We start from the raw sequence: 16,705 nt of genomic DNA, 5'->3' as shown, positions 1-16,705 counted from the left end.
CATGTGCGTCGTCGTCGGCGAGATAGTCCGCCACGCCGGAAGCGCGGGTGTGCACGTCGCCGCCGCCGAGATCCTCGGCCGAAACTTCCTCGCCCGTCGCAGCTTTCACGAGGGGAGGGCCGGCCAGAAAGATCGTGCCCTGGTTCTTGACGATGATGGTCTCGTCGGACATGGCCGGAACATAGGCGCCGCCTGCCGTGCAGGAACCCATGACGACGGCGATCTGGGTAATGCCCTTCGCCGACATGTTGGCCTGATTGTAGAAGATCCGGCCGAAATGGTCGCGGTCCGGGAACACCTCGTCCTGGTTCGGCAGATTGGCGCCGCCGCTGTCGACCAGATAGATGCAGGGCAGGTTGTTTTCGGTGGCGATTTCCTGGGCGCGCAGGTGCTTCTTCACCGACATCGGATAATAGGTGCCGCCCTTCACGGTGGCATCATTCGCCAGGATCATCACGTCCTGACCCTCGACGCGGCCGATACCTGCGATCATGCCGGCGGCGGGCGCCGCCCCGTCATACATGCCGTTGGCCGCCAGCATGCCGATTTCCAGAAACGGCGAGCCCGGATCGAGCAGGCGTGACACGCGCTCGCGCGGCAGGATCTTGCCCCGGGAGACATGGCGGTGGCGGGCGCTTTCGCCGCCGCCGTCAAGGGCCGTGCGGGCGGCCTGTTTCACCGCCTCCATGGCCGCTTCATGGGCCGCCTTGTTCGCCGCAAACTGGTCGCTCTTCGGCGACAGGTTCGATTTCAGGATGCTCATGTCACCCGGCCTTCCTTTGAGATGTCTTGAGAATGCGGCGCAACGGTCTTGCGCACCATGGTCAGGTAAAGATTTTCGATGTCCCGTTCACTCAGGCTGCCGCCTTCGCGGTACCAGGAGGGAATGCCGGTCAGCATGGCGATGATCGCACGGGTTGCCACCTTGGGATCCTCGATGCTGTAGCGTCCCTCGCGCGCGCCCCGGTCCAGAATGCCGGTCAGGATGGATTCGTAGCGTTGACGCTCAGCCTCGACGAGGGTGAAGTTTTCCGGCTCCAGATTGCGCAACTCCATATAGGAGATGAACACTTCGTCGGCGCGCTCCAGATGGTAGCGGATGTGAAAGCGCACGAAACGCTCGAGCGGATCGGTCCCATCAGGAAACCCGGCATTCTCCCAGGCTGCCAGAAGATCGGCCATATGGGACAGCATCAGGTCCTTCAGGATGTCCTGCTTGGTGGGGAAGTGATTGTAGAGCGCGCCGGGCTGAACGCCGACATCGGCGGCAATTTCGCGCATGGAAACAGCGGCATAGCCGGAAGCGGCAAAGCGTTTCAGTGCCGCCTTGCGCACGCGTTCCGCCGTTTCCTGCCCCTTCGCACGGGTCTGGGACGGGTTTTCCGCGCGCTTTCGCGCTTTTGCCGGACTGACTGTCATCATCTTCCTCCCTTGCCATCAAAAATAAATGAACGTTCGTTCATTTGCAAGGCCGTTGCGCCGGATATTTCACTTGGCTGAGAATTTGGGGCACCCTTCGAGGGCAAGTGTCAAAAAACTTTCATGGAGAAGCTGTTCACACTGCGGGAGCGTTTCGCCTTTTGATTTTCAAGGAACCCCATTGATGACCGATCAAAGTGCAAAGAGCTGGGTTGAAGCCGAATGGGCCGACAGCCTGGACGAAGAACTGGAAATGGAGATCGACGACAGCCTGATCGCCAGGGACCTCCAGTTCATTTCGGACAAGAGGCACAAGTCGTCGGTCGACCGGAGTACCTATTTCTACGAGCTGCCGCGCCTGCAGGCGGAACTGGTCAAGCTGCAGGACTGGGTGGAGCATACGGGCGAGAAGGTCGTCATTGTCTTCGAGGGCCGCGATGCCGCCGGCAAGGGCGGGGTGATCAAGCGTATCACCCAGCGGCTTAATCCGCGTGTCTGCCGCGTGGTCGCCCTGCCGGCGCCGACGGAGCGCGAAAAGAGCCAGTGGTACTTCCAGCGCTACGTCCCGCATCTGCCCGCCTCCGGCGAAATCGTGCTGTTCGACCGATCCTGGTATAACCGCTCCGGCGTGGAACGCGTCATGGGGTTTGCCGACGACAACCAGGTCGAGCAGTTCTTCAACGACGTTCCGGAATTCGAACGCATGCTGGTGCGCTCAGGCATCCGCCTGATCAAATACTGGTTCTCCATCACCGACGAGGAACAGCAGCTGCGCTTCCTGATGCGCGTTCACGATCCGCTGAAGCAGTGGAAACTGTCACCGATGGACCTGGAATCGCGCGTGCGCTGGGAGAATTACACAATCGCCAAGGAAGAGACCTTCGAGCGCACCAACATTCCCGAGGCTCCCTGGTTCATCGTGGAAGGCAACGACAAGAAGCAGGCGAGGCTCAACTGCATCAGCCATCTGCTGTCGATGATGCCTTACGAGGAAGTCCCGCACGATCCGGTCACGCTGCCCGACCGTCGCTACAACTCGGACTACGAGCGCAAGGTTCTGCCCGAGCACCTTTATGTTCCGAAGCGGTTCTGAGACGGGAGTGCTTTGTGTTTGTCATCCCGGTTTGACGCGTGAGCGGCAAGAGCGGGATCCAGTGCACTGTGCGACCGAAGATTGGAGAAGAATGCAATTTCAGTAGATTGCTGGAACCCTGCGTTTCCTGAGTGGGAAATTGAGCCGGCGGCAAGTCATTGCCGCAAATTTGCCTCGTCCCCTCGGCTTCCGTAAGGCCCGAAGGGGAAATAACATCGATGCAGGGGCGAAAGCAGCATTTCAAAATCGCAGCCTTGCAGCGGTTGGGCTTTCGTGCCAACTGAGGGGCGTGCCTCAACACAGGGAGAGAGCTGACATGGGTGATAACAAAATTCGCTGGGGGATCGTTTCGACCGCAAGGATCGGTGTCGAAAAGGTCATTCCCGGCATTCAGCGCTCGAAGACCGGCGTTGCCCACGCCATCGCCTCGAGAGGCAAGGAACGCGCCGAACAGGCGGCGCGGGACCTCGGTATCGAAAAGGCCTATGGTTCCTACGAGGAACTGCTGGCGGATCCGGACATCGATGCCATCTATAATCCGCTGCCGAACCACCTGCACGTGCCAATAACGAAGCAGGCGGTCGAAGCCGGAAAGCATGTCCTGTGCGAAAAACCGATCGCACTGAATGCCGGGGAAGCGGCGCAACTGCTGGACCTGCCGAAGGACAGGCTCGTCGCCGAAAACTTCATGGTGCGGGCCCATCCGCAGTGGATCAAGGCACGCGAGATCGTCCGTTCCGGCGCGCTCGGAGAATTGAAGGCGATCCAGGCCTTCTTCAGCTATTTCAACGACGATCCGGCCAACATCCGCAACAAACCCGACATCGGCGGGGGCGCCCTTATGGATATCGGGTGCTACACCATGCTGGCGGGCCGGTATTTCTTCGAAGCAGAACCGGAACGGGTGGTGTCGCTCATCGACAGGGATCCGGCTTTCGGTGTCGACCGGATCACCAGCGCCCTGCTCGACTTCGGCCAGGGACGGCAGCTCAACTTCACCGTCTCCACGCAGCTCACGCCCTACCAGCGTTTCAATCTGGTCGGCACGAAAAAGCGGCTGGAGATCGTCATTCCGGTGAATGCTCCCCAGGGCGAGGCGGTGCAGATCCGCCTTGACGACGGATCCATCCTCGGTGACGGCTCCATGCAGTCGCAGATCATTGCTCCTTGCGACCAGTACGCGGAAATGGTCGATGTGTTCGGCCGGGCAATCACCGGCGAGGCACCCTTGCCTTACGGCGCCGCGGATGCCGTCCAGAACATGAAGATCCTGGACGCGATCTTTGCTTCCGCAGACACGGGCGGCTGGGTTTCGGTCGGCTGATAAGCGTCGAAAGCCTGCGTACTTCCGGTTCGTGCCCTTTCCTAGAGGGCTTCGAACCGGAAGCCGCCGGTCTGCTTCTTCAGACAGCCGAAGCCGGTCTCGTTGAGATGGGTTGCCGCAAACGGGGTTCGCTCGAAGGCTAGTCGTTCGAACAGGAACTTGCGGGTGGCGGCTGCCAGCTCCGGATCTGTTTCAAGCGCATAGACGGCTTCCGGGTTGGCGAATTGAAGCGCGTCGGAGACGACGACGTCGGCAAGGAGATAAACTTCTTTGCTGCCGCTGCTCAGATGAACCGCCTGATGTCCGGGCGTATGTCCGGGGGCCGGAAAGAGGAGGACGCCGCCGCCGAGATCCTTTTCGCCGGAATGAAGGGTAACCTGGCTCTCGATGGGCCGGGCCAGGGCCTGGATCAGGCCGACCAGCGGCTTTCGGTCCTCGGCAACCGAGTTGATCAGGGCCTCGTCCGTCCAGTAGTCCCATTCGGCTGCCTGCACATGAAGTTCGGCATTTGGGAACAGGCTCGTGCCGCCGGCGGAGAGGCCACCGATATGGTCGGCATGCATATGGGTGATGATAATGTCGGTTACCCGGCCCCGCTTTTCCGTCAGATCTTCGCCCTGCCAGCCGAGGAGGCCGGTCTGCGGATAGCGCGCCTTCAGCCAGTCCCCTGAGCCGGCATCGACCAGTATCGTGCGTTCCCCGGTTTCAATCAGCCAGGTGTTCGCACCGAAACGAGTGTGCGGCGTGACCTTTTTCTTCTCCAGTGGATCGGCGTCCGGAAAGAAAGAGGCCGGGATCAGCAGGTGACCGTCGGAGTGACAGGTGACCCTCAGGTCGCCGAGCGTCAGGGTTGGAGCCGATGTGGCGGTTTTGTCCAGCATTTCAAATTCTCCTTCCATCGCGTTGGTCATCGGAAGGTAGCGGCGCCCGGGTGCCCCCTCGATTGGCGTAAATGACAATTAATGTGTTAAAACAGCCAAATGACCCAACCGATCCGCTTTGCCATTCTGGATTATCCCGGCGCCATGCAGTCCGCCGTGCTCGGGCTTCAGGATGTCTTGTCCTTCGCGGGAGACGGCAGCGGCCGGACGCTTCAGATCGATGTGCTGGAGCGGTTTTCCGGTAAACGTGATGCGTATGATGCGGTGATCCTGCCGCCTTCGGCCGGTGCCGTTCGGGTCGAGGAGGTGCCCGATCTGCCGCCGTTCCTGAAAGCCCGGCATGCCTCGGGTAGCGTCGTCTGTTCCGCCTGCACGGGTCTCAACTTCGTCATGGCGGCGGGGCTGGCGGGCCGCCGCAAGGTCACGACCCATTGGGCTTTGGAGCAGCGGCTGAGAGCTGCCTATCCTCAGATTGATCTGGATACGGACCGGCTGCTGATCGAATACACGGATCTGATCACCGCGGGCGGCCTGATGGCCTGGGTCGATCTGGCGCTGGCCCTGATCGAGAGGTTCCTCGGCTATGGCACCGCAGTTGCGACGGCCAGGCACTTCATCGTCGACTTCCGCAGGCGCGACCAGCGGCGTTTCCGCCGGTTCCTGCCAGATCTTCGCCACGGCGACACGGCCGTTCTGAAAGCGCAGCATTTTCTTGAAGGAAACCTGGAAGAAGCGATCAACATTCCGGCGGCCGCCGAAGAGGCCGGACTGCCGCAAAGAACCTTTTTGCGGCGCTTCAGGGCGGCTACCGGGATCTCGCCCAAGACCTATCTTCAGGAACTCAGGATCGAGCGGGCGCGGGATCTCCTGATCGAAACGGAAAAGAGCGTTTCGGAAATCTGCTACGCCGTCGGCTACAACGATCCGCCGTCCTTCGTGCGCCTGTTCACCCGGCTCAGCGGTCTGCCGCCGGGCAGTTTCCGGGAGCATTACCGGCGTGATGCACAGCACGCGGATTGAGACGGTGCCGGAGACCTATTTGTAGAGAGCCGCGTAGCGCGGCGCGAAGAACTTGGTGAAGGCCTTTACTTCGGGGCGGCGGTAGGCCTCCGGAGACACCAGCATCATGTGTTCGGCGGAAAGTTCCTCAATCGGGTCGAAGCAGCGCAGCAGATCGGTTTCCGCATCGGCCATACGCAGGTTCATCAGGCCAAGGCCGTGCCCGGACCGGACGGCCGCATGCATCAGTTCGACTTCGCTGAAAGTGAGCAGGATCTGCTCCCGGGCGACATGTTTCAGCAGCCAGTCGTGAAGATAGCGAGGCACGTCCTGGCGTTCGAAGGACACGAAGGTATGGCCCTCCAGTTCGTTCACAGAGGCCGGGAGCCCGTGTTTTTCGGCATAGGCAGTCGATCCGTAGAGCGCGTAGCGGGCCGTTGAGATCTTTCGGCAGATGAGCTCCGGGGCCGGCTGTTGCCGGGTGATGCGCAAGGCGACGTCGGCTTCTCCCGCCGTCAGGTCCAGAACCTTGACGCCGGGCAGAAACTCGAAGCGGACATCGGGGTGTTCCGCGGAAAATGCACTGAATATGTCGTTTGCCTTGGGGGAGAAGTTTCCCGAATAGGCAGTGATGCGAATGGGCCGGGCCGATGTCAGCTCACCCGTCTTGTCGGCAAACGCCCGGGCGGCGATTTCCATTGTTTCGGCAAGCGGGTAGAGCGTGCGTGCCGTCTGCGTCGGTTTGAACCCGCGCGTGTCCCTTTCGAACAGAACCGTCTTCAATTCGTGCTCGAGCGCGTCGATGCGCCGGGCCACGGTCGGTTGGGCGATGTCCAGTTTGCGCGATGCGGCAAGGGTCGAGCCTTCCCGGAAGACCGCCAGGAAGATCCGCACGTCCGACCAGTTGCGGAATTCGCTCTTCATTTTTGTAGAACAGCACAATGTCAGCGCGGATACCAGCGGCATCTGGCGCCCGGTACAGTTTGAGCAGTTGAAGATCCCCCGGAGGGCAGAAGACATGGCAACGCTCGCACTTTCCAATCGTGACAACGATACCCGCCCGATCCTTTCCGCCTTACGGCAGTTTATTCGCGGCTGTTTCGGCTTTTCCGCAGATGCGTCGCCTGGAGACCGGCGTGCAAGGCGGGATTGCCTGCGCGACATGATGACGTCAGGCCCGGATGCCTTTTCCAGCGAAGCCGACGTCGAATTCCTGATGCACATGTTCCCCAATGGCAGGTGACAGCCATAGGTGTTCACACATCGAGATGATCGGCAGCCTCGGCAATCCGGGTCTGAATTCGCTTCGCGTCACCGAGGTCATGAGCGAGGAGCAAGACGAGCTTTGCCAGAAAGAGGTCGCGCTTGCCGGCCGCGACCGCGTCAAGCTGTTCGGCAAGGGTTTCATAAACGGTTTCAAGATCCCTGGCGTTCATGGCATCCTCCGGCGGTCGCAAGATTAAGGGCGGCGCGAACGGTCTCGGGCGAGGCCTTTAACCATCGCCCGGCGATATGCAGGTCGGGACGGACGAGATAGGCGCTTGACGGGCCCGCAGCCAGCGTTTCGGCAGCTTCCGATCCAGGCTGCAGCTTTACGATGGCGATGCCGAGGCCGGTCAACTTCTCCGCCAGATCTTCATCGAATGTGATGAGCGTGAAACCGGGACCCAGCAGATCCGACAGGAACCGGTCGCCGACCCGGGCTTCCGGCAGGGTCGCCCCCGGCACCGGCCCACTGGTAAAGTCCGGATCGTCGGCCGAGACCACCGGGCTGTCGGCATAGGTGTAAGGTGTCATCTGGCGTGGATTGGCAAGGTCTCCGGCAAAAGGATGGCTGAGCGCCAGGTTGAGCGCGGCATCGCGCATCAGCTGCCAGCCGGGTGTTGGCGGGGTCATGAAGCGGGCCGACTTGGTGGCATTGGCAAAAACGTCCAGCGTCGCTCCGCGCCGCTCCGGCGTATAGCTGTCCAGCAGGGTCTCGCCGGATGTGCCCTTGATCACCCGTGCCAGTTTCCAGGCGATGTTGTCGGCATCGGCAATGCCGTTGTTGAGACCTCTGACGCCGAAGATCGGGACGATGTGGGCGCTGTCGCCGATGAAAAAGACCCGGCCGTCGCGATAATCGTCGAGGGCGAGGGTGTTGGCGGAATAGATGCTCCACCACTCCAGTTCCCAGTCGCCGGTATGGCCGATTTCGGCAAGGACAGCGGCGACGGAAGCCCGCACGTTCTCCTCCCGGGTCGCCTCCTCTTCGTCCTCGCCGTCGCGAAGCTGGTAGTCGATGCGCCAGATGTTGTCGGGCTGCCTGTGCACGAGGATCGTGCCGCCCCGCCGGCAGTCGGGGTCGAAGAGGGCGCGGCGGATGGTCGGATAGTCGTGGTCCATCTGCACATCCGCAATAACGTATCGGCCCTCGAAATTCTCGCCCTTGAGCCGGAGGCCCCGCAGGCTCCGGACGGTGCTGCGTGCGCCGTCTGCGGCAAGCAGCCAGCCGGCGGTGAGGCTGTAGCTGCCTTCCGGGTCTGACACGTCCAGCCGCACGCCGCCTGGAACGTCTTTCATACCCGTCACCTTGCTCTGCCATCGGGCTTCGATCAGCGGCTCGCGGGCGATCGCCTCCCAAAGGTACTGCTCGATGTATTGCTGCTCGATGTTGTACATCGGCCGGAACTTCTCCTGCGGGCCGTCCGGCATATGGAACTCGAGGATCTGGCGGCCGCGAAAAAAACTGCGCCCCGTTGTCCAGCCGAGCGACTTTTCAAGGAAAGGCGCCAGCGCGCCGAGGCGCTCCAGAATGTGATAGCTCTGGCGCGCTATGCAGATCGCCCGGCTGCCGTCGTTGAAGGTGGCCTTGGCGTCGAAAAGGACCGAGGCAACGCCGGCCCGGGCCAATGCCAGCGCCGCCGTCATGCCGACGGGGCCAGCGCCGACGATGGCGACAGGTGCCGGATCGGACAGTTTGCTGCGGTCCAGCGGTGGATCGAAATGCGGATAGGCAAAATAAAGCGAGTCCGTAACCGCGCGTCCTGCGGGCCTCATGGATGTCTCCTTCGTGTCTGGAGAGAGTTTCCGAAATCCGGGCGGCTTTGTCTGTCCCCCTTAAGGGAGGACATGCTAACAACGCGGAATGGAGCCTCTTGCCAGCCATATCGAAGGGTGTCTCGCCACGCTCGGAACCGACGGTTTTGCACCGGCCTTTGCCAGTTTCGTCGAGGCGCTCAAGGTCGATCAGCTCATGGTCTTCTCCATCCTGAGCGATCGGGCAACCTGCCTGCTGTCGCGCCACTTCAGTCATGCGGTGCTTGCGGAAGAACTGGCGACCAGCTACCTCAAGGGCTGGTATCTGCAGGACCCGCTGCTGCCGGAACTGCTGTCGTTGGCGCCGGGAACGGTGCAACTTCGCCGTCTCGGCGAGGTCGAGGGAAAAATGGGCGAGGACTACCGGCGGATATTCTTCCAAGCCCCGGGACTGGTCACCAAGACGACCCTTCTTGCCGCCGGCCGTCAGTTGCGGCTCTTCGTCAGCTTTTATCAGACCGGTGCGCCGGCTCCGGACCTTGGTCCCGAGATCGTCCGCCTCGCCGGGCGTCTGGCGCTGCTGCACTATGAGCAGGTCGCCGTCGGCGATGTTCCGCCGCCGCTCTCCGCGCTCAGCGAGCGTGAGCGTGCCGTCTGTCTCGGCATCCTGTCGGGCCGGAAGGCGGAGGCGATTGCCGCCGAACTGGAGGTTGCCGCCTCCACCGTGATCACCTACCGCAAGCGTGCCTATGGCAAGCTCGGGATAAGCTCCCGGGCGGGCCTGTTCGCGATTTGCGGAAAATAGGTTTTCCCGGTAGGCGCGGATGTCTGGTAACCTGATGCGATAGGTCCCTTGGTCCGCCTTACCGGACGAGGAGGAGACATGGCAGAAAAGCTTTCAAAAATCGGCAGCGGAGCACTTGGTGCCGACTATGAGGAAGCGCTGGCGCTCAGTGGTCTGGTGGATGGTGTCAGCGAACCCCTTTTGCTTGAGCCCCACCCTTACAGATATGCCGAGGGCGAGTTCATCTGCCGACCTGGCGATCCTGCCAGGTGCCTCTGGATCATCGTCAACGGATCGGTCGCAGTGAAGCAGGACGACCAGACCCTGTTCGTCCGCCGCCGCAACGAGGTGATCGGCGAACAGCATCTAGTCGGAAACGGCTACCAGAGGATCTACGGCCTGGTGGCAAACGAGAGCAATGTCGAGGTTCTGGTCGTCGACAAGGAAAAGATCGAAACGCATCCGGAAGCCGGGGTAATCTGGCGGAACATTGCGAAGATCATCTCTCTCAAGCTCCGGAACGCCACGAAGAAGACGGCATCACTTGGCCGCCAGCTCGCCGACGACACGCGCATCCTGCACGCCTATACCAATCAGTATGCGCTCAGCCGGAAAATGCAGGCCGGGGGCGATCACCAGACGGAATACATGGTCGAGCGGGCGGTGATCTGGTTCTCCGATGTCGTCGATTTCAGCAAATACACGCTGAAGACCTCGCCGGATCTGATCGCCGACGTCATGCAACGGTTCTTCAACGCCCAGTCCGCACCGATCGTCGAAAGGGGCGGTCACATCGACAAGTTCATCGGCGACGGCCTGATGGCGTTCTGGGTGCTGCCCGGTACGGGGCAGGACACGAAAAAGATCTGCATGGATGCCGTCCAGGCGGCCGAGCAGGCAACCCGTGACGTCGGGGCCATAATGATCGGCAACAGTCCCTTGTCGCTGCGCGTGGGATTGCATGTCGGCCTGGTCATCAGCGGGGATTTCGGGTCGGCGACACGCCACCAGTTCACCCTGATCGGCACCGAGGTGAACAAGGCGGCACGGCTGGAGCAAATCCATTCGGAAGAAATTGTCGAAGGCGAAGGCTCCCTGGGCAGCGTCCGCATGAGCCGCGAACTGTGGAGCGAGCTGAGCAGCCCGTTGCAAAGAAGGTTCCGAAACAGGTTCCTCGTCCGCGCCAAGAACATCGGCGAAACGGAGGTTTTCACCGACTAAAAGGATTGGGCCGGATGGCCGCTGATTGCGGGTGGACCGCCGCGCCCGGCTCAAACGCGGCGGCAGATACAGGCTGGATGCTACTCTGCAGGCATTGTCACACGGTAGAAGGGCAGTACCGCCTTCCCGGCCGTCCCGACCGGTTCCGCGGACGTTGCGGCTGCCGGTGGCTGTGCCTGCAGATAGATTGCGATGGCCTCGATATCCTCATCCGTCAGCCGCGCATAGGCGGGCCATGGCATGACCGGTGCCAGGGCACGGCCGTCCGGCCGCGTGCCTGTCCGGAGTGTGGCAACGATGTCCTGTGTGCTCCAGTCCCCCAGTCCGTCGCCGGCGGGTGTCAGGTTGGGGGGCCAGAAGATACCTGTTCCCGGGATTTCGAAACCGATGTTGCCGCCCGAAAGGCCAGCTTCGGCAATGGGGGCGCCATTCCGTCCGCGTGGTGTATGGCACCCGCCGCAGTCCATTATCGTTACCAGGTATTCGCCTCGCGCCAGCGTGTCGTCCGTGGCTGCCGATGCCTGCGGCATGTCCGATACCTGCATGGTTGCGGCAGCGATCAGCCCTGCCATCAAAAGTCTTTTCATCTTCTTCAGCTCCATTTGGAAATCTGCGAGGAATTCGGGGTTCGTTTCCGGAAAGGTCAGGCAGCGGGCGAGTGCGCCGCGAGAGTGCCGGTCCGGGGCTGGAAAAGCCCCTGGGGATCGTGCCGTGCCTTGAGGGCCGCGAGCTTGAGAGCCGCAGAGGGGGAATGGGGTGTCACCGGCCGTCCCGAGCGTTCCAGGTCGGATTCTCCGACATAGGTTCCGGTCGAGAGCGGCTCGAGCGCCGTCATTGTCTGGCGGAGCCAGCTCATGTTGGCTTCATCGTCCCCTTCTCCGTCCCAGATTGTGTAGACACTCGCAAAAGCCTTGCCAATACGGGAGAAGGCCGCGTCGCCCGGCCGGTTGGCGAGTGGTGAATAAAGGGCGGCAAGTGCGAAGCTGTCCAGCGATGGCCGTGCGCCGTAGTGGGCGGCCAAGGTGGTCAGTATCTCGCTGAACGATCCGTCGGACCACAGCGTGTCAACCGCATATCTTTTGCCTTTCGGTGTCGAAACCGACGTCAGGTCGTAAAGGGCGCCAAAGGGCGTGGGCATGACGTCGACGCTCTGGACCGCCCCGTCGGGCGCCTTGGCGAAAAAAGCGTCCAGCACCTGGTGTGCGTCGCGTTCGCTTTTCGAAAAGACCGTTGCAATCGCAGCAAGCACAAACGCGCCTGCAGGGGCGTTCGCTTCCGGAGGCGGCGCGGAAATCTTGACCGTGAATTCGAGATGCGCCGGCGCACATGCCATTGCCAGTTCCGCCCATTCGCCTACTTTCCGCGCTTCGGAGGGCGGGTAAACGCGAACGCTTGTCATGATCGCCTTCGGTGCGGGCTGCAGGCGAACACGGTAGTTGACGACGATGCCGAAGAACTCCGGGCCGGCTCCTCTCAGCGCCCACAGGATGTCGGGATGATTGTCTTCCGCCACATGGACCAGCTCTCCGTCCGCCATCACAACGTCCGCGCCGATAACGCTGAAGCAGGCAATGCCCCATTCACCGGAGTTCCATCCGACACCACCTCCCAGCAGGTAGCCGCTGAGCGGGACGGTGGCGCAATGCCCAACCGGAAACGCCAGGCCCTGGCGGTCGAGAGCCGCGGCGAGCCGGGTGTTGGTGACGCCCGGTCCCAGCGCCGCAGTGGCCGACGGCAGGTCGACATGCAGATGATCGAGCCCGCCGACGTCGATGACGACGTCCGCGTTAAGCGCGATCCCCGTGAAATGATGACCGCCGCCGCGTGGCGAGGCCGTGAGGCCGTTTGCAGCCGCAAACCGAACCGCGAGCTGTACGTCTTCGACGCAGGCCGCGCGCACCACATATCGCGGCTTAAGGGCGGGCTTGCGGCCGTTCCAGATGAGGTCTTCGCAAAGGGAACGGTGTTCGGGGTCGAAGACTTCGATCGCGGCGCCCCGAATGCGCCGCTTCAACAATGCATAATCCATGTTCGTTTCCATAGGGCAAACCCCGGGCGTACCTGGAAACGGGCCCGGTAGCTTAGGTGTTAACGAAGGTGAGGAGGCGCCTGTCCTTCGGGCGCACGCCGCCGGGAGAGCCAGAAAGCTGCCGTGCCGCGATGAACGATGAAATACAGCACGGATGCCGCGAAGGATTGCTAAGACAACGCTCGCGAAATGCTAAAAGAATGCTATTGAGCCGCGTCTGCCGCTGAGCCGGAAACCTTTTCGAGACGGATGCTGCGCGGGGCGCGCAGGAGGAAGCGGCCGCGTCCGCACTTCTCGAGGCGAAGACAGGCCTGACGCTCGTCGAGACGCTTTCTCAGGAGGATGAGGCGGGCATCCAGGTTCTCCGAGTATTCGGGAAGCCGCAGCGACGGGTCGACCCGCAGCTCGCGGGTTGTGAATTCCGTTCGTCCGGTTTCCTGGAATTCGGTCAGGAGCTTCCACAGGATCGTGCCGGCAACGCCCTTGATCAGATAATCGTGGCCGATAAAAACACTCTGGTCGTGCGGATGATATCTTACCGTGACCACGTCGTGCGGTTCGGGGCAGGCGGTTTCCACAATCGGCTCGGCTGTTTCCAGATCCTGCTGCAACAATCCGAACAAGGTGCCGAGATGCTGCGCGACCAGCATCAGCGCGTCTTCCTCGTCATACCCGAAACGCATTGTCTCTTCCGACTCGGCAAACAGGACGCCGAGCAGTTTGCCCTTCAGCACGATGGGCAGGGCAATCTGGCTGCGCGGGCTCTTCAGTCCGGGGAACGGAATCTCGTCCGGCAGGCTGGCAACGATGCCTGTTTTCCTGGCCGTGTCGCGAAGGGTGGCTCCGTACCGGTATTCCATCGTCATGTGCCCGATCCGGATCGGCGTTCTTTCGCGAGCCGCCACGCCGATGACGCCTTCGCCGAACATGACTTCCGAGCCGACGCCCGAGCTGTCGTATCCCCTGGACGCGACGGTGTAGAGCCGTTGCGCATCTGTTTCCGCCATCAGGATCATCGCATGGTGGATGCCGAAATGGCGTTCCAGGCATTCCAGCGAAAGTTCCAGAAGGCTTTCCAGATCCTCGCAACCGTCCAGTTCGCCCATGCAGCGGCGGACCACGGCGAGAAGGTAATGCTCGGCCGGGGCCGGCAGAAGCTTCCAATAGGATGCAGCCTCAACGGAGCGCACCTTGTAGATGTCCGCACCGAGCAGCCGGAAAACCCCTTCCATTCCGTGATGAGAGGCAATTCCCGCCAGTTTCGCCTTCATCACCTCAAAGACCGGCCCCCCGGTGCGGGTCTCCTCATAATCGAGGTCGAGGCGATGCACCGCCAACGTGACGGGATCGGTAACCAGGACCGTCGCCATTCGCGTCAACAGCACGTTCCGACGCGTCTTGTTGAAGAACTGGTAGCTGAGAGCAACGTGCTGGCTGTCGACGTAATGCACCTGGGATATCATCGAGACGTTCGGAACGCCGTCGGCATCGCAGGTGGCCAGGAAGGCGGCGACGATACCCTCCATCGACCGGCGCAGGCTTTCGAGAGGGATATCCGTCATTTGCGCACCGGACTTCCCGCTCCGGGGCCGGGCGTCTGCGTAAATGCCTGTTCGGGAACGAACGTCACGGTCACCACGTCGCTTGGATCGAAGGTCGAATAGGCCTGCGCAACCTGCGGCGGGAGCCCGAGTTCATTCAGCTCGTGACCGGAAACGGCACATTGGCGAGCGACTTCCGCGAAATCGTCCGGATCGGCCGGAACTATGGCGGCTTTGCCTGCCTTCACCTGAAACGAGGCATGATCGACGGCACGGCTGAACGTCACGGCGACACCACTGCCGGCGGTGATGGCGGCCAGCAAACGCTCGTTCGGCTTGCGGTCAAGATAGGTGCGGATTGTGCAAGCGGCGTCGATGCGCGCGCCGAGCCCGATACCGGCAACAGGTCTTCCATCTGCTTCCCGGGCACCGAGAATGATGCAGGCCCCTCCCTGCGCGAGCGCAATCAGGTCGGGCGGAAGGAGTTGTTCGTCCGATGGACGCGCATCGCTGCCGACGGTGCCATCGGAACCCTGAGACTGCGATCCGGACAATTTCCCATCCATGAATGCATACCGGCGTAGGTTGAAGACGAAGATTTCTGCGCTTCTTTTTCGATTTTGTCCACACGAAGCTACGTTGGTCGGCCCGAAACGATCCAAAGCTCCGGTTGACGGCTGATCTGGCGGCAGCGGGAAGAGCGGGAGGCCGGATCCGGTTTTTCCGTGAGCACCGGCCTACGGGCCGACACCAAACAAAAACCCCGCCGAAGCGGGGTTTTCAAAGTCTCGATTGCCTGGCGGCTTACTTCAGCGGCGCCAGCACCATCACCATTTGGCGGCCTTCCAGCTTGGGATTGGATTCCACCTTGGCGATTTCCGCAGTTTCCTCACGGACCTTGTTCAGCAGTTTCATGCCGAGGTCCTGGTGCGCCATTTCACGGCCGCGGAACCGGAGCGTGACCTTCACCTTGTCTCCGTCGTTGAAGAAACGCAGCATGTTCTTCATCTTCACCTCATAGTCATGGGTGTCGATGTTCGGACGCATCTTGATCTCCTTGATCTCGACGGTCTTCTGCTTCTTACGGGCTTCTGCGGCTTTCTTCTGAGCCTGGTACTTGTACCGGCCATAGTCCAGGATCCTGCAGACGGGCGGATTGGCGTTGGGCTGGATTTCGACAAGATCCAGACCTGCATCCATGGCGATATCCATCGCCTCTTCGGTCGGCACGACGCCGCGGTTGGCGCCTTCATGATCAATCAACTGGACTTCGCGAACGCGAATTTCGTGGTTGGTGCGCGGGCCTTCCTTCGTGGGTGGCGGGGCGCGGAACGGACGGCGAATGGTCGCAATCTCCTCTATGGTTTCAACGTAGTGTCATGGTTTGGTTCGGCGCATACAAAAATAGCCTCGGAACACGTGTGCCAAGGTTACTTTTTGCGTCAGCCACGACGCCGGTGTCTAAGCTCCTGCGAAACCGGCGAAAAGTCAACCAAAATCGGTGGTTTCGAGGATTCCTGCGCGTCTGATGACGTGTCAGCGATACGGGGGTCTGGTGCGTTTGCAGCGGCGATGATCCGGAACCCGGTTGTAATCGCCACGGTGAGGAGGCAAGTAAGGAGACACATTCTCGTTTTCAAGGAAAGGCTTGGCGCTTGGACGGTGGAAAGCTTCTGTTTCAACTTTTCAGGATCGTCCTGGGGTTCATTGCCGGCCTGATCGCCTGTGGGCTTTTTCTTGCCTGGGGATTCTTTCAGGCCGCGCATCCGGGCGACGACCCGATCGCCTTTGCCACGATGGTCGGCACCGGGCTTGTAAGCGCCAGCGTCATCGGTGCCACGGCACTGGTGCCGGCTGCCGCGGCAATCGCAATCGCGGAAGCCGCCCGGTTGCGGGGCGTCATCTATCATGTCGGCATGGCGGGCGGTATGGCCTATGTCATCTGGACACTTGGCGCCTATTCGGTGGAGGGCGGTCTGCGCCCCGGAAGCGCCGTTGCCATCGCCGCCGGCTTCCTGGCGGGGGCGGTCTATTGGCTGGTTGCCGGCCGAATGGCGGGATGCTGGCACAGACGGGCACAGGCCCGCGATGAGCGGGAAAGCTGACGTTCCGTACCTGGCGCATGGTGCAAAGGTTTTGCCCCCGCTGTTAAAAGCGCGATTGGCATCCTTAGATCAATATGGAAAGAACCGCCTCCTGCGTTGAGAAAGCTTGAATACTGTCCTTTCCAGCTCGATCTGAACGTACATTTTTATGGATCCGTACCCTAGAGATCGCCGTCCTTCAGCGCCTCCCGGGCAGCCTGATAATGGTCTTCGCGAAGATGTCCGCGGATCATGGCAATGGCCGCCAGCAGAACCGTCGCATCGTCGCCAAAGCCGATGCCCGCGATGAAA

Annotated in this window: 18 protein-coding genes; 7 read left to right on the top strand and 11 right to left on the bottom strand. The window is 61.4% G+C overall.

Annotated features, from left to right (window positions below; translation table 11 throughout):
- Positions 1-763: carboxyl transferase domain-containing protein (locus ACQY7U_RS21305; protein WP_428649022.1), on the bottom strand; the 763-nt coding region annotated here is incomplete at its 3' end.
- Positions 760-1,419 carry a TetR/AcrR family transcriptional regulator gene (locus ACQY7U_RS21300; protein WP_428649020.1) on the bottom strand — a complete coding sequence of 220 codons (660 nt, stop codon included), beginning with the start codon at positions 1,417-1,419 and terminating at the stop codon, positions 760-762. The genes ACQY7U_RS21300 and ACQY7U_RS21305, both read right to left, overlap by 4 nt.
- Before the next feature lie 184 nt (positions 1,420-1,603).
- Between ACQY7U_RS21300 and ppk2 the strand changes: the two genes are divergently transcribed.
- Complete coding sequence (ppk2, locus tag ACQY7U_RS21295) at positions 1,604-2,512, top strand: polyphosphate kinase 2 (protein ID WP_428649017.1); 909 nt, start codon at positions 1,604-1,606, stop codon at positions 2,510-2,512.
- Between the two features lie 316 nt (positions 2,513-2,828).
- Complete coding sequence (locus ACQY7U_RS21290; protein WP_428649015.1) at positions 2,829-3,836, top strand: Gfo/Idh/MocA family protein; 1,008 nt, start codon at positions 2,829-2,831, stop codon at positions 3,834-3,836.
- Between the two features lie 41 nt (positions 3,837-3,877).
- On the opposite strand, the gene ACQY7U_RS21285 is transcribed toward ACQY7U_RS21290, so the two are convergent.
- Positions 3,878-4,717: an MBL fold metallo-hydrolase gene (locus ACQY7U_RS21285; protein WP_428649013.1), complete on the bottom strand. Its 840-nt coding sequence runs from the start codon at positions 4,715-4,717 to the stop codon at positions 3,878-3,880.
- A 99-nt stretch (positions 4,718-4,816) separates the two neighbouring features.
- Here ACQY7U_RS21285 and ACQY7U_RS21280 point away from each other — a divergent pair, with 99 nt between their 5' ends.
- Entirely contained in the window at positions 4,817-5,737 is a 921-nt protein-coding gene (locus ACQY7U_RS21280; protein WP_428649011.1) for a GlxA family transcriptional regulator, read from the top strand.
- 15 nt (positions 5,738-5,752) lie between these two features.
- Here ACQY7U_RS21280 and ACQY7U_RS21275 read toward each other — a convergent pair whose 3' ends face one another.
- Entirely contained in the window at positions 5,753-6,736 is a 984-nt protein-coding gene (locus tag ACQY7U_RS21275; protein WP_428649008.1) for a LysR family transcriptional regulator, read from the bottom strand.
- Here ACQY7U_RS21275 and ACQY7U_RS21270 point away from each other — a divergent pair.
- The gene (locus tag ACQY7U_RS21270; protein WP_428649005.1) at positions 6,735-6,959 is read left to right on the top strand and encodes a hypothetical protein; all 225 of its coding nucleotides are present in this window, start codon (positions 6,735-6,737) and stop codon (positions 6,957-6,959) included. The two genes, ACQY7U_RS21275 and ACQY7U_RS21270, sit on opposite strands and share 2 nt — an antisense overlap.
- Before the next feature lie 13 nt (positions 6,960-6,972).
- On the opposite strand, the gene ACQY7U_RS21265 is transcribed toward ACQY7U_RS21270, so the two are convergent.
- Together ACQY7U_RS21265 and ACQY7U_RS21260 are read right to left on the bottom strand one after the other, a co-directional pair.
- On the bottom strand, positions 6,973-7,152 hold the full coding sequence (locus ACQY7U_RS21265; RefSeq protein ID WP_428649003.1) for a hypothetical protein: 180 nt from the start codon (positions 7,150-7,152) through the stop codon (positions 6,973-6,975).
- A complete protein-coding gene (locus ACQY7U_RS21260) occupies positions 7,133-8,755 on the bottom strand; it encodes an FAD-dependent monooxygenase (RefSeq protein ID WP_428649000.1) in 1,623 nt (540 codons plus the stop codon). The genes ACQY7U_RS21265 and ACQY7U_RS21260 overlap by 20 nt, the downstream gene beginning before the upstream one ends.
- Before the next feature lie 88 nt (positions 8,756-8,843).
- On the opposite strand from ACQY7U_RS21260, the gene ACQY7U_RS21255 reads away from it, so the two are divergent.
- The gene (locus tag ACQY7U_RS21255) at positions 8,844-9,539 is read left to right on the top strand and encodes a helix-turn-helix transcriptional regulator (RefSeq protein ID WP_428648997.1); all 696 of its coding nucleotides are present in this window, start codon (positions 8,844-8,846) and stop codon (positions 9,537-9,539) included.
- 78 nt (positions 9,540-9,617) lie between these two features.
- The gene (locus ACQY7U_RS21250) at positions 9,618-10,739 is read left to right on the top strand and encodes an adenylate/guanylate cyclase domain-containing protein (RefSeq protein WP_428648995.1); all 1,122 of its coding nucleotides are present in this window, start codon (positions 9,618-9,620) and stop codon (positions 10,737-10,739) included.
- Positions 10,740-10,819: 80 nt separating this feature from the next.
- Here ACQY7U_RS21250 and ACQY7U_RS21245 read toward each other — a convergent pair whose 3' ends face one another.
- The 5 genes from ACQY7U_RS21245 to infC all read right to left on the bottom strand — a co-directional run bounded on the left by ACQY7U_RS21245 (position 10,820) and on the right by infC (position 15,653).
- On the bottom strand, positions 10,820-11,326 hold the full coding sequence (locus tag ACQY7U_RS21245; RefSeq protein WP_428648993.1) for a c-type cytochrome: 507 nt from the start codon (positions 11,324-11,326) through the stop codon (positions 10,820-10,822).
- Positions 11,327-11,382: 56 nt separating this feature from the next.
- Positions 11,383-12,768 carry an FAD-binding oxidoreductase gene (locus ACQY7U_RS21240; protein ID WP_428648990.1) on the bottom strand — a complete coding sequence of 462 codons (1,386 nt, stop codon included), beginning with the start codon at positions 12,766-12,768 and terminating at the stop codon, positions 11,383-11,385.
- Between the two features lie 203 nt (positions 12,769-12,971).
- Positions 12,972-14,330: a GAF domain-containing protein gene (locus tag ACQY7U_RS21235; protein WP_428648987.1), complete on the bottom strand. Its 1,359-nt coding sequence runs from the start codon at positions 14,328-14,330 to the stop codon at positions 12,972-12,974.
- Positions 14,327-14,875 carry a hypothetical protein gene (locus ACQY7U_RS21230; RefSeq protein ID WP_428648985.1) on the bottom strand — a complete coding sequence of 183 codons (549 nt, stop codon included), beginning with the start codon at positions 14,873-14,875 and terminating at the stop codon, positions 14,327-14,329. Before ACQY7U_RS21230 ends, ACQY7U_RS21235 begins: the two co-directional genes overlap by 4 nt.
- Positions 14,876-15,113: 238 nt before the next feature.
- A complete protein-coding gene (gene infC / locus ACQY7U_RS21225; RefSeq protein ID WP_428649025.1) occupies positions 15,114-15,653 on the bottom strand; it encodes a translation initiation factor IF-3 in 540 nt (179 codons plus the stop codon).
- 311 nt (positions 15,654-15,964) lie between these two features.
- Here infC and ACQY7U_RS21220 point away from each other — a divergent pair, with 311 nt between their 5' ends.
- The gene (locus ACQY7U_RS21220; protein WP_428648982.1) at positions 15,965-16,414 is read left to right on the top strand and encodes a translation initiation factor IF-3; all 450 of its coding nucleotides are present in this window, start codon (positions 15,965-15,967) and stop codon (positions 16,412-16,414) included.
- Positions 16,415-16,705 lie beyond the last annotated feature (291 nt).

The sequence above is a fragment of the Roseibium sp. genome (genome assembly GCF_050301095.1).
In the GTDB taxonomy this organism is placed as follows: Bacteria; Pseudomonadota; Alphaproteobacteria; order Rhizobiales; family Stappiaceae; genus Roseibium.
Note: the sequence above shows the minus strand (reverse complement) of the source record. Positions and strands in the feature narration are given on the sequence as shown.

Coding starts and splice junctions, on each gene's coding strand:
- ACQY7U_RS21300 (WP_428649020.1), bottom strand. CDS start 1,419: ATGACAGTCAGTCCGGCAAAAGCGCGAAAGCGCGCGGAAAACCCGTCC.
- ppk2 (WP_428649017.1), top strand. CDS start 1,604: ATGACCGATCAAAGTGCAAAGAGCTGGGTTGAAGCCGAATGGGCCGAC.
- ACQY7U_RS21290 (WP_428649015.1), top strand. CDS start 2,829: ATGGGTGATAACAAAATTCGCTGGGGGATCGTTTCGACCGCAAGGATC.
- ACQY7U_RS21285 (WP_428649013.1), bottom strand. CDS start 4,717: ATGCTGGACAAAACCGCCACATCGGCTCCAACCCTGACGCTCGGCGAC.
- ACQY7U_RS21280 (WP_428649011.1), top strand. CDS start 4,817: ATGACCCAACCGATCCGCTTTGCCATTCTGGATTATCCCGGCGCCATG.
- ACQY7U_RS21270 (WP_428649005.1), top strand. CDS start 6,735: ATGGCAACGCTCGCACTTTCCAATCGTGACAACGATACCCGCCCGATC.
- ACQY7U_RS21275 (WP_428649008.1), bottom strand. CDS start 6,736: ATGTCTTCTGCCCTCCGGGGGATCTTCAACTGCTCAAACTGTACCGGG.
- ACQY7U_RS21265 (WP_428649003.1), bottom strand. CDS start 7,152: ATGAACGCCAGGGATCTTGAAACCGTTTATGAAACCCTTGCCGAACAG.
- ACQY7U_RS21260 (WP_428649000.1), bottom strand. CDS start 8,755: ATGAGGCCCGCAGGACGCGCGGTTACGGACTCGCTTTATTTTGCCTAT.
- ACQY7U_RS21255 (WP_428648997.1), top strand. CDS start 8,844: ATGGAGCCTCTTGCCAGCCATATCGAAGGGTGTCTCGCCACGCTCGGA.
- ACQY7U_RS21250 (WP_428648995.1), top strand. CDS start 9,618: ATGGCAGAAAAGCTTTCAAAAATCGGCAGCGGAGCACTTGGTGCCGAC.
- ACQY7U_RS21245 (WP_428648993.1), bottom strand. CDS start 11,326: ATGAAAAGACTTTTGATGGCAGGGCTGATCGCTGCCGCAACCATGCAG.
- ACQY7U_RS21240 (WP_428648990.1), bottom strand. CDS start 12,768: ATGGATTATGCATTGTTGAAGCGGCGCATTCGGGGCGCCGCGATCGAA.
- ACQY7U_RS21235 (WP_428648987.1), bottom strand. CDS start 14,330: ATGACGGATATCCCTCTCGAAAGCCTGCGCCGGTCGATGGAGGGTATC.
- ACQY7U_RS21230 (WP_428648985.1), bottom strand. CDS start 14,875: ATGGATGGGAAATTGTCCGGATCGCAGTCTCAGGGTTCCGATGGCACC.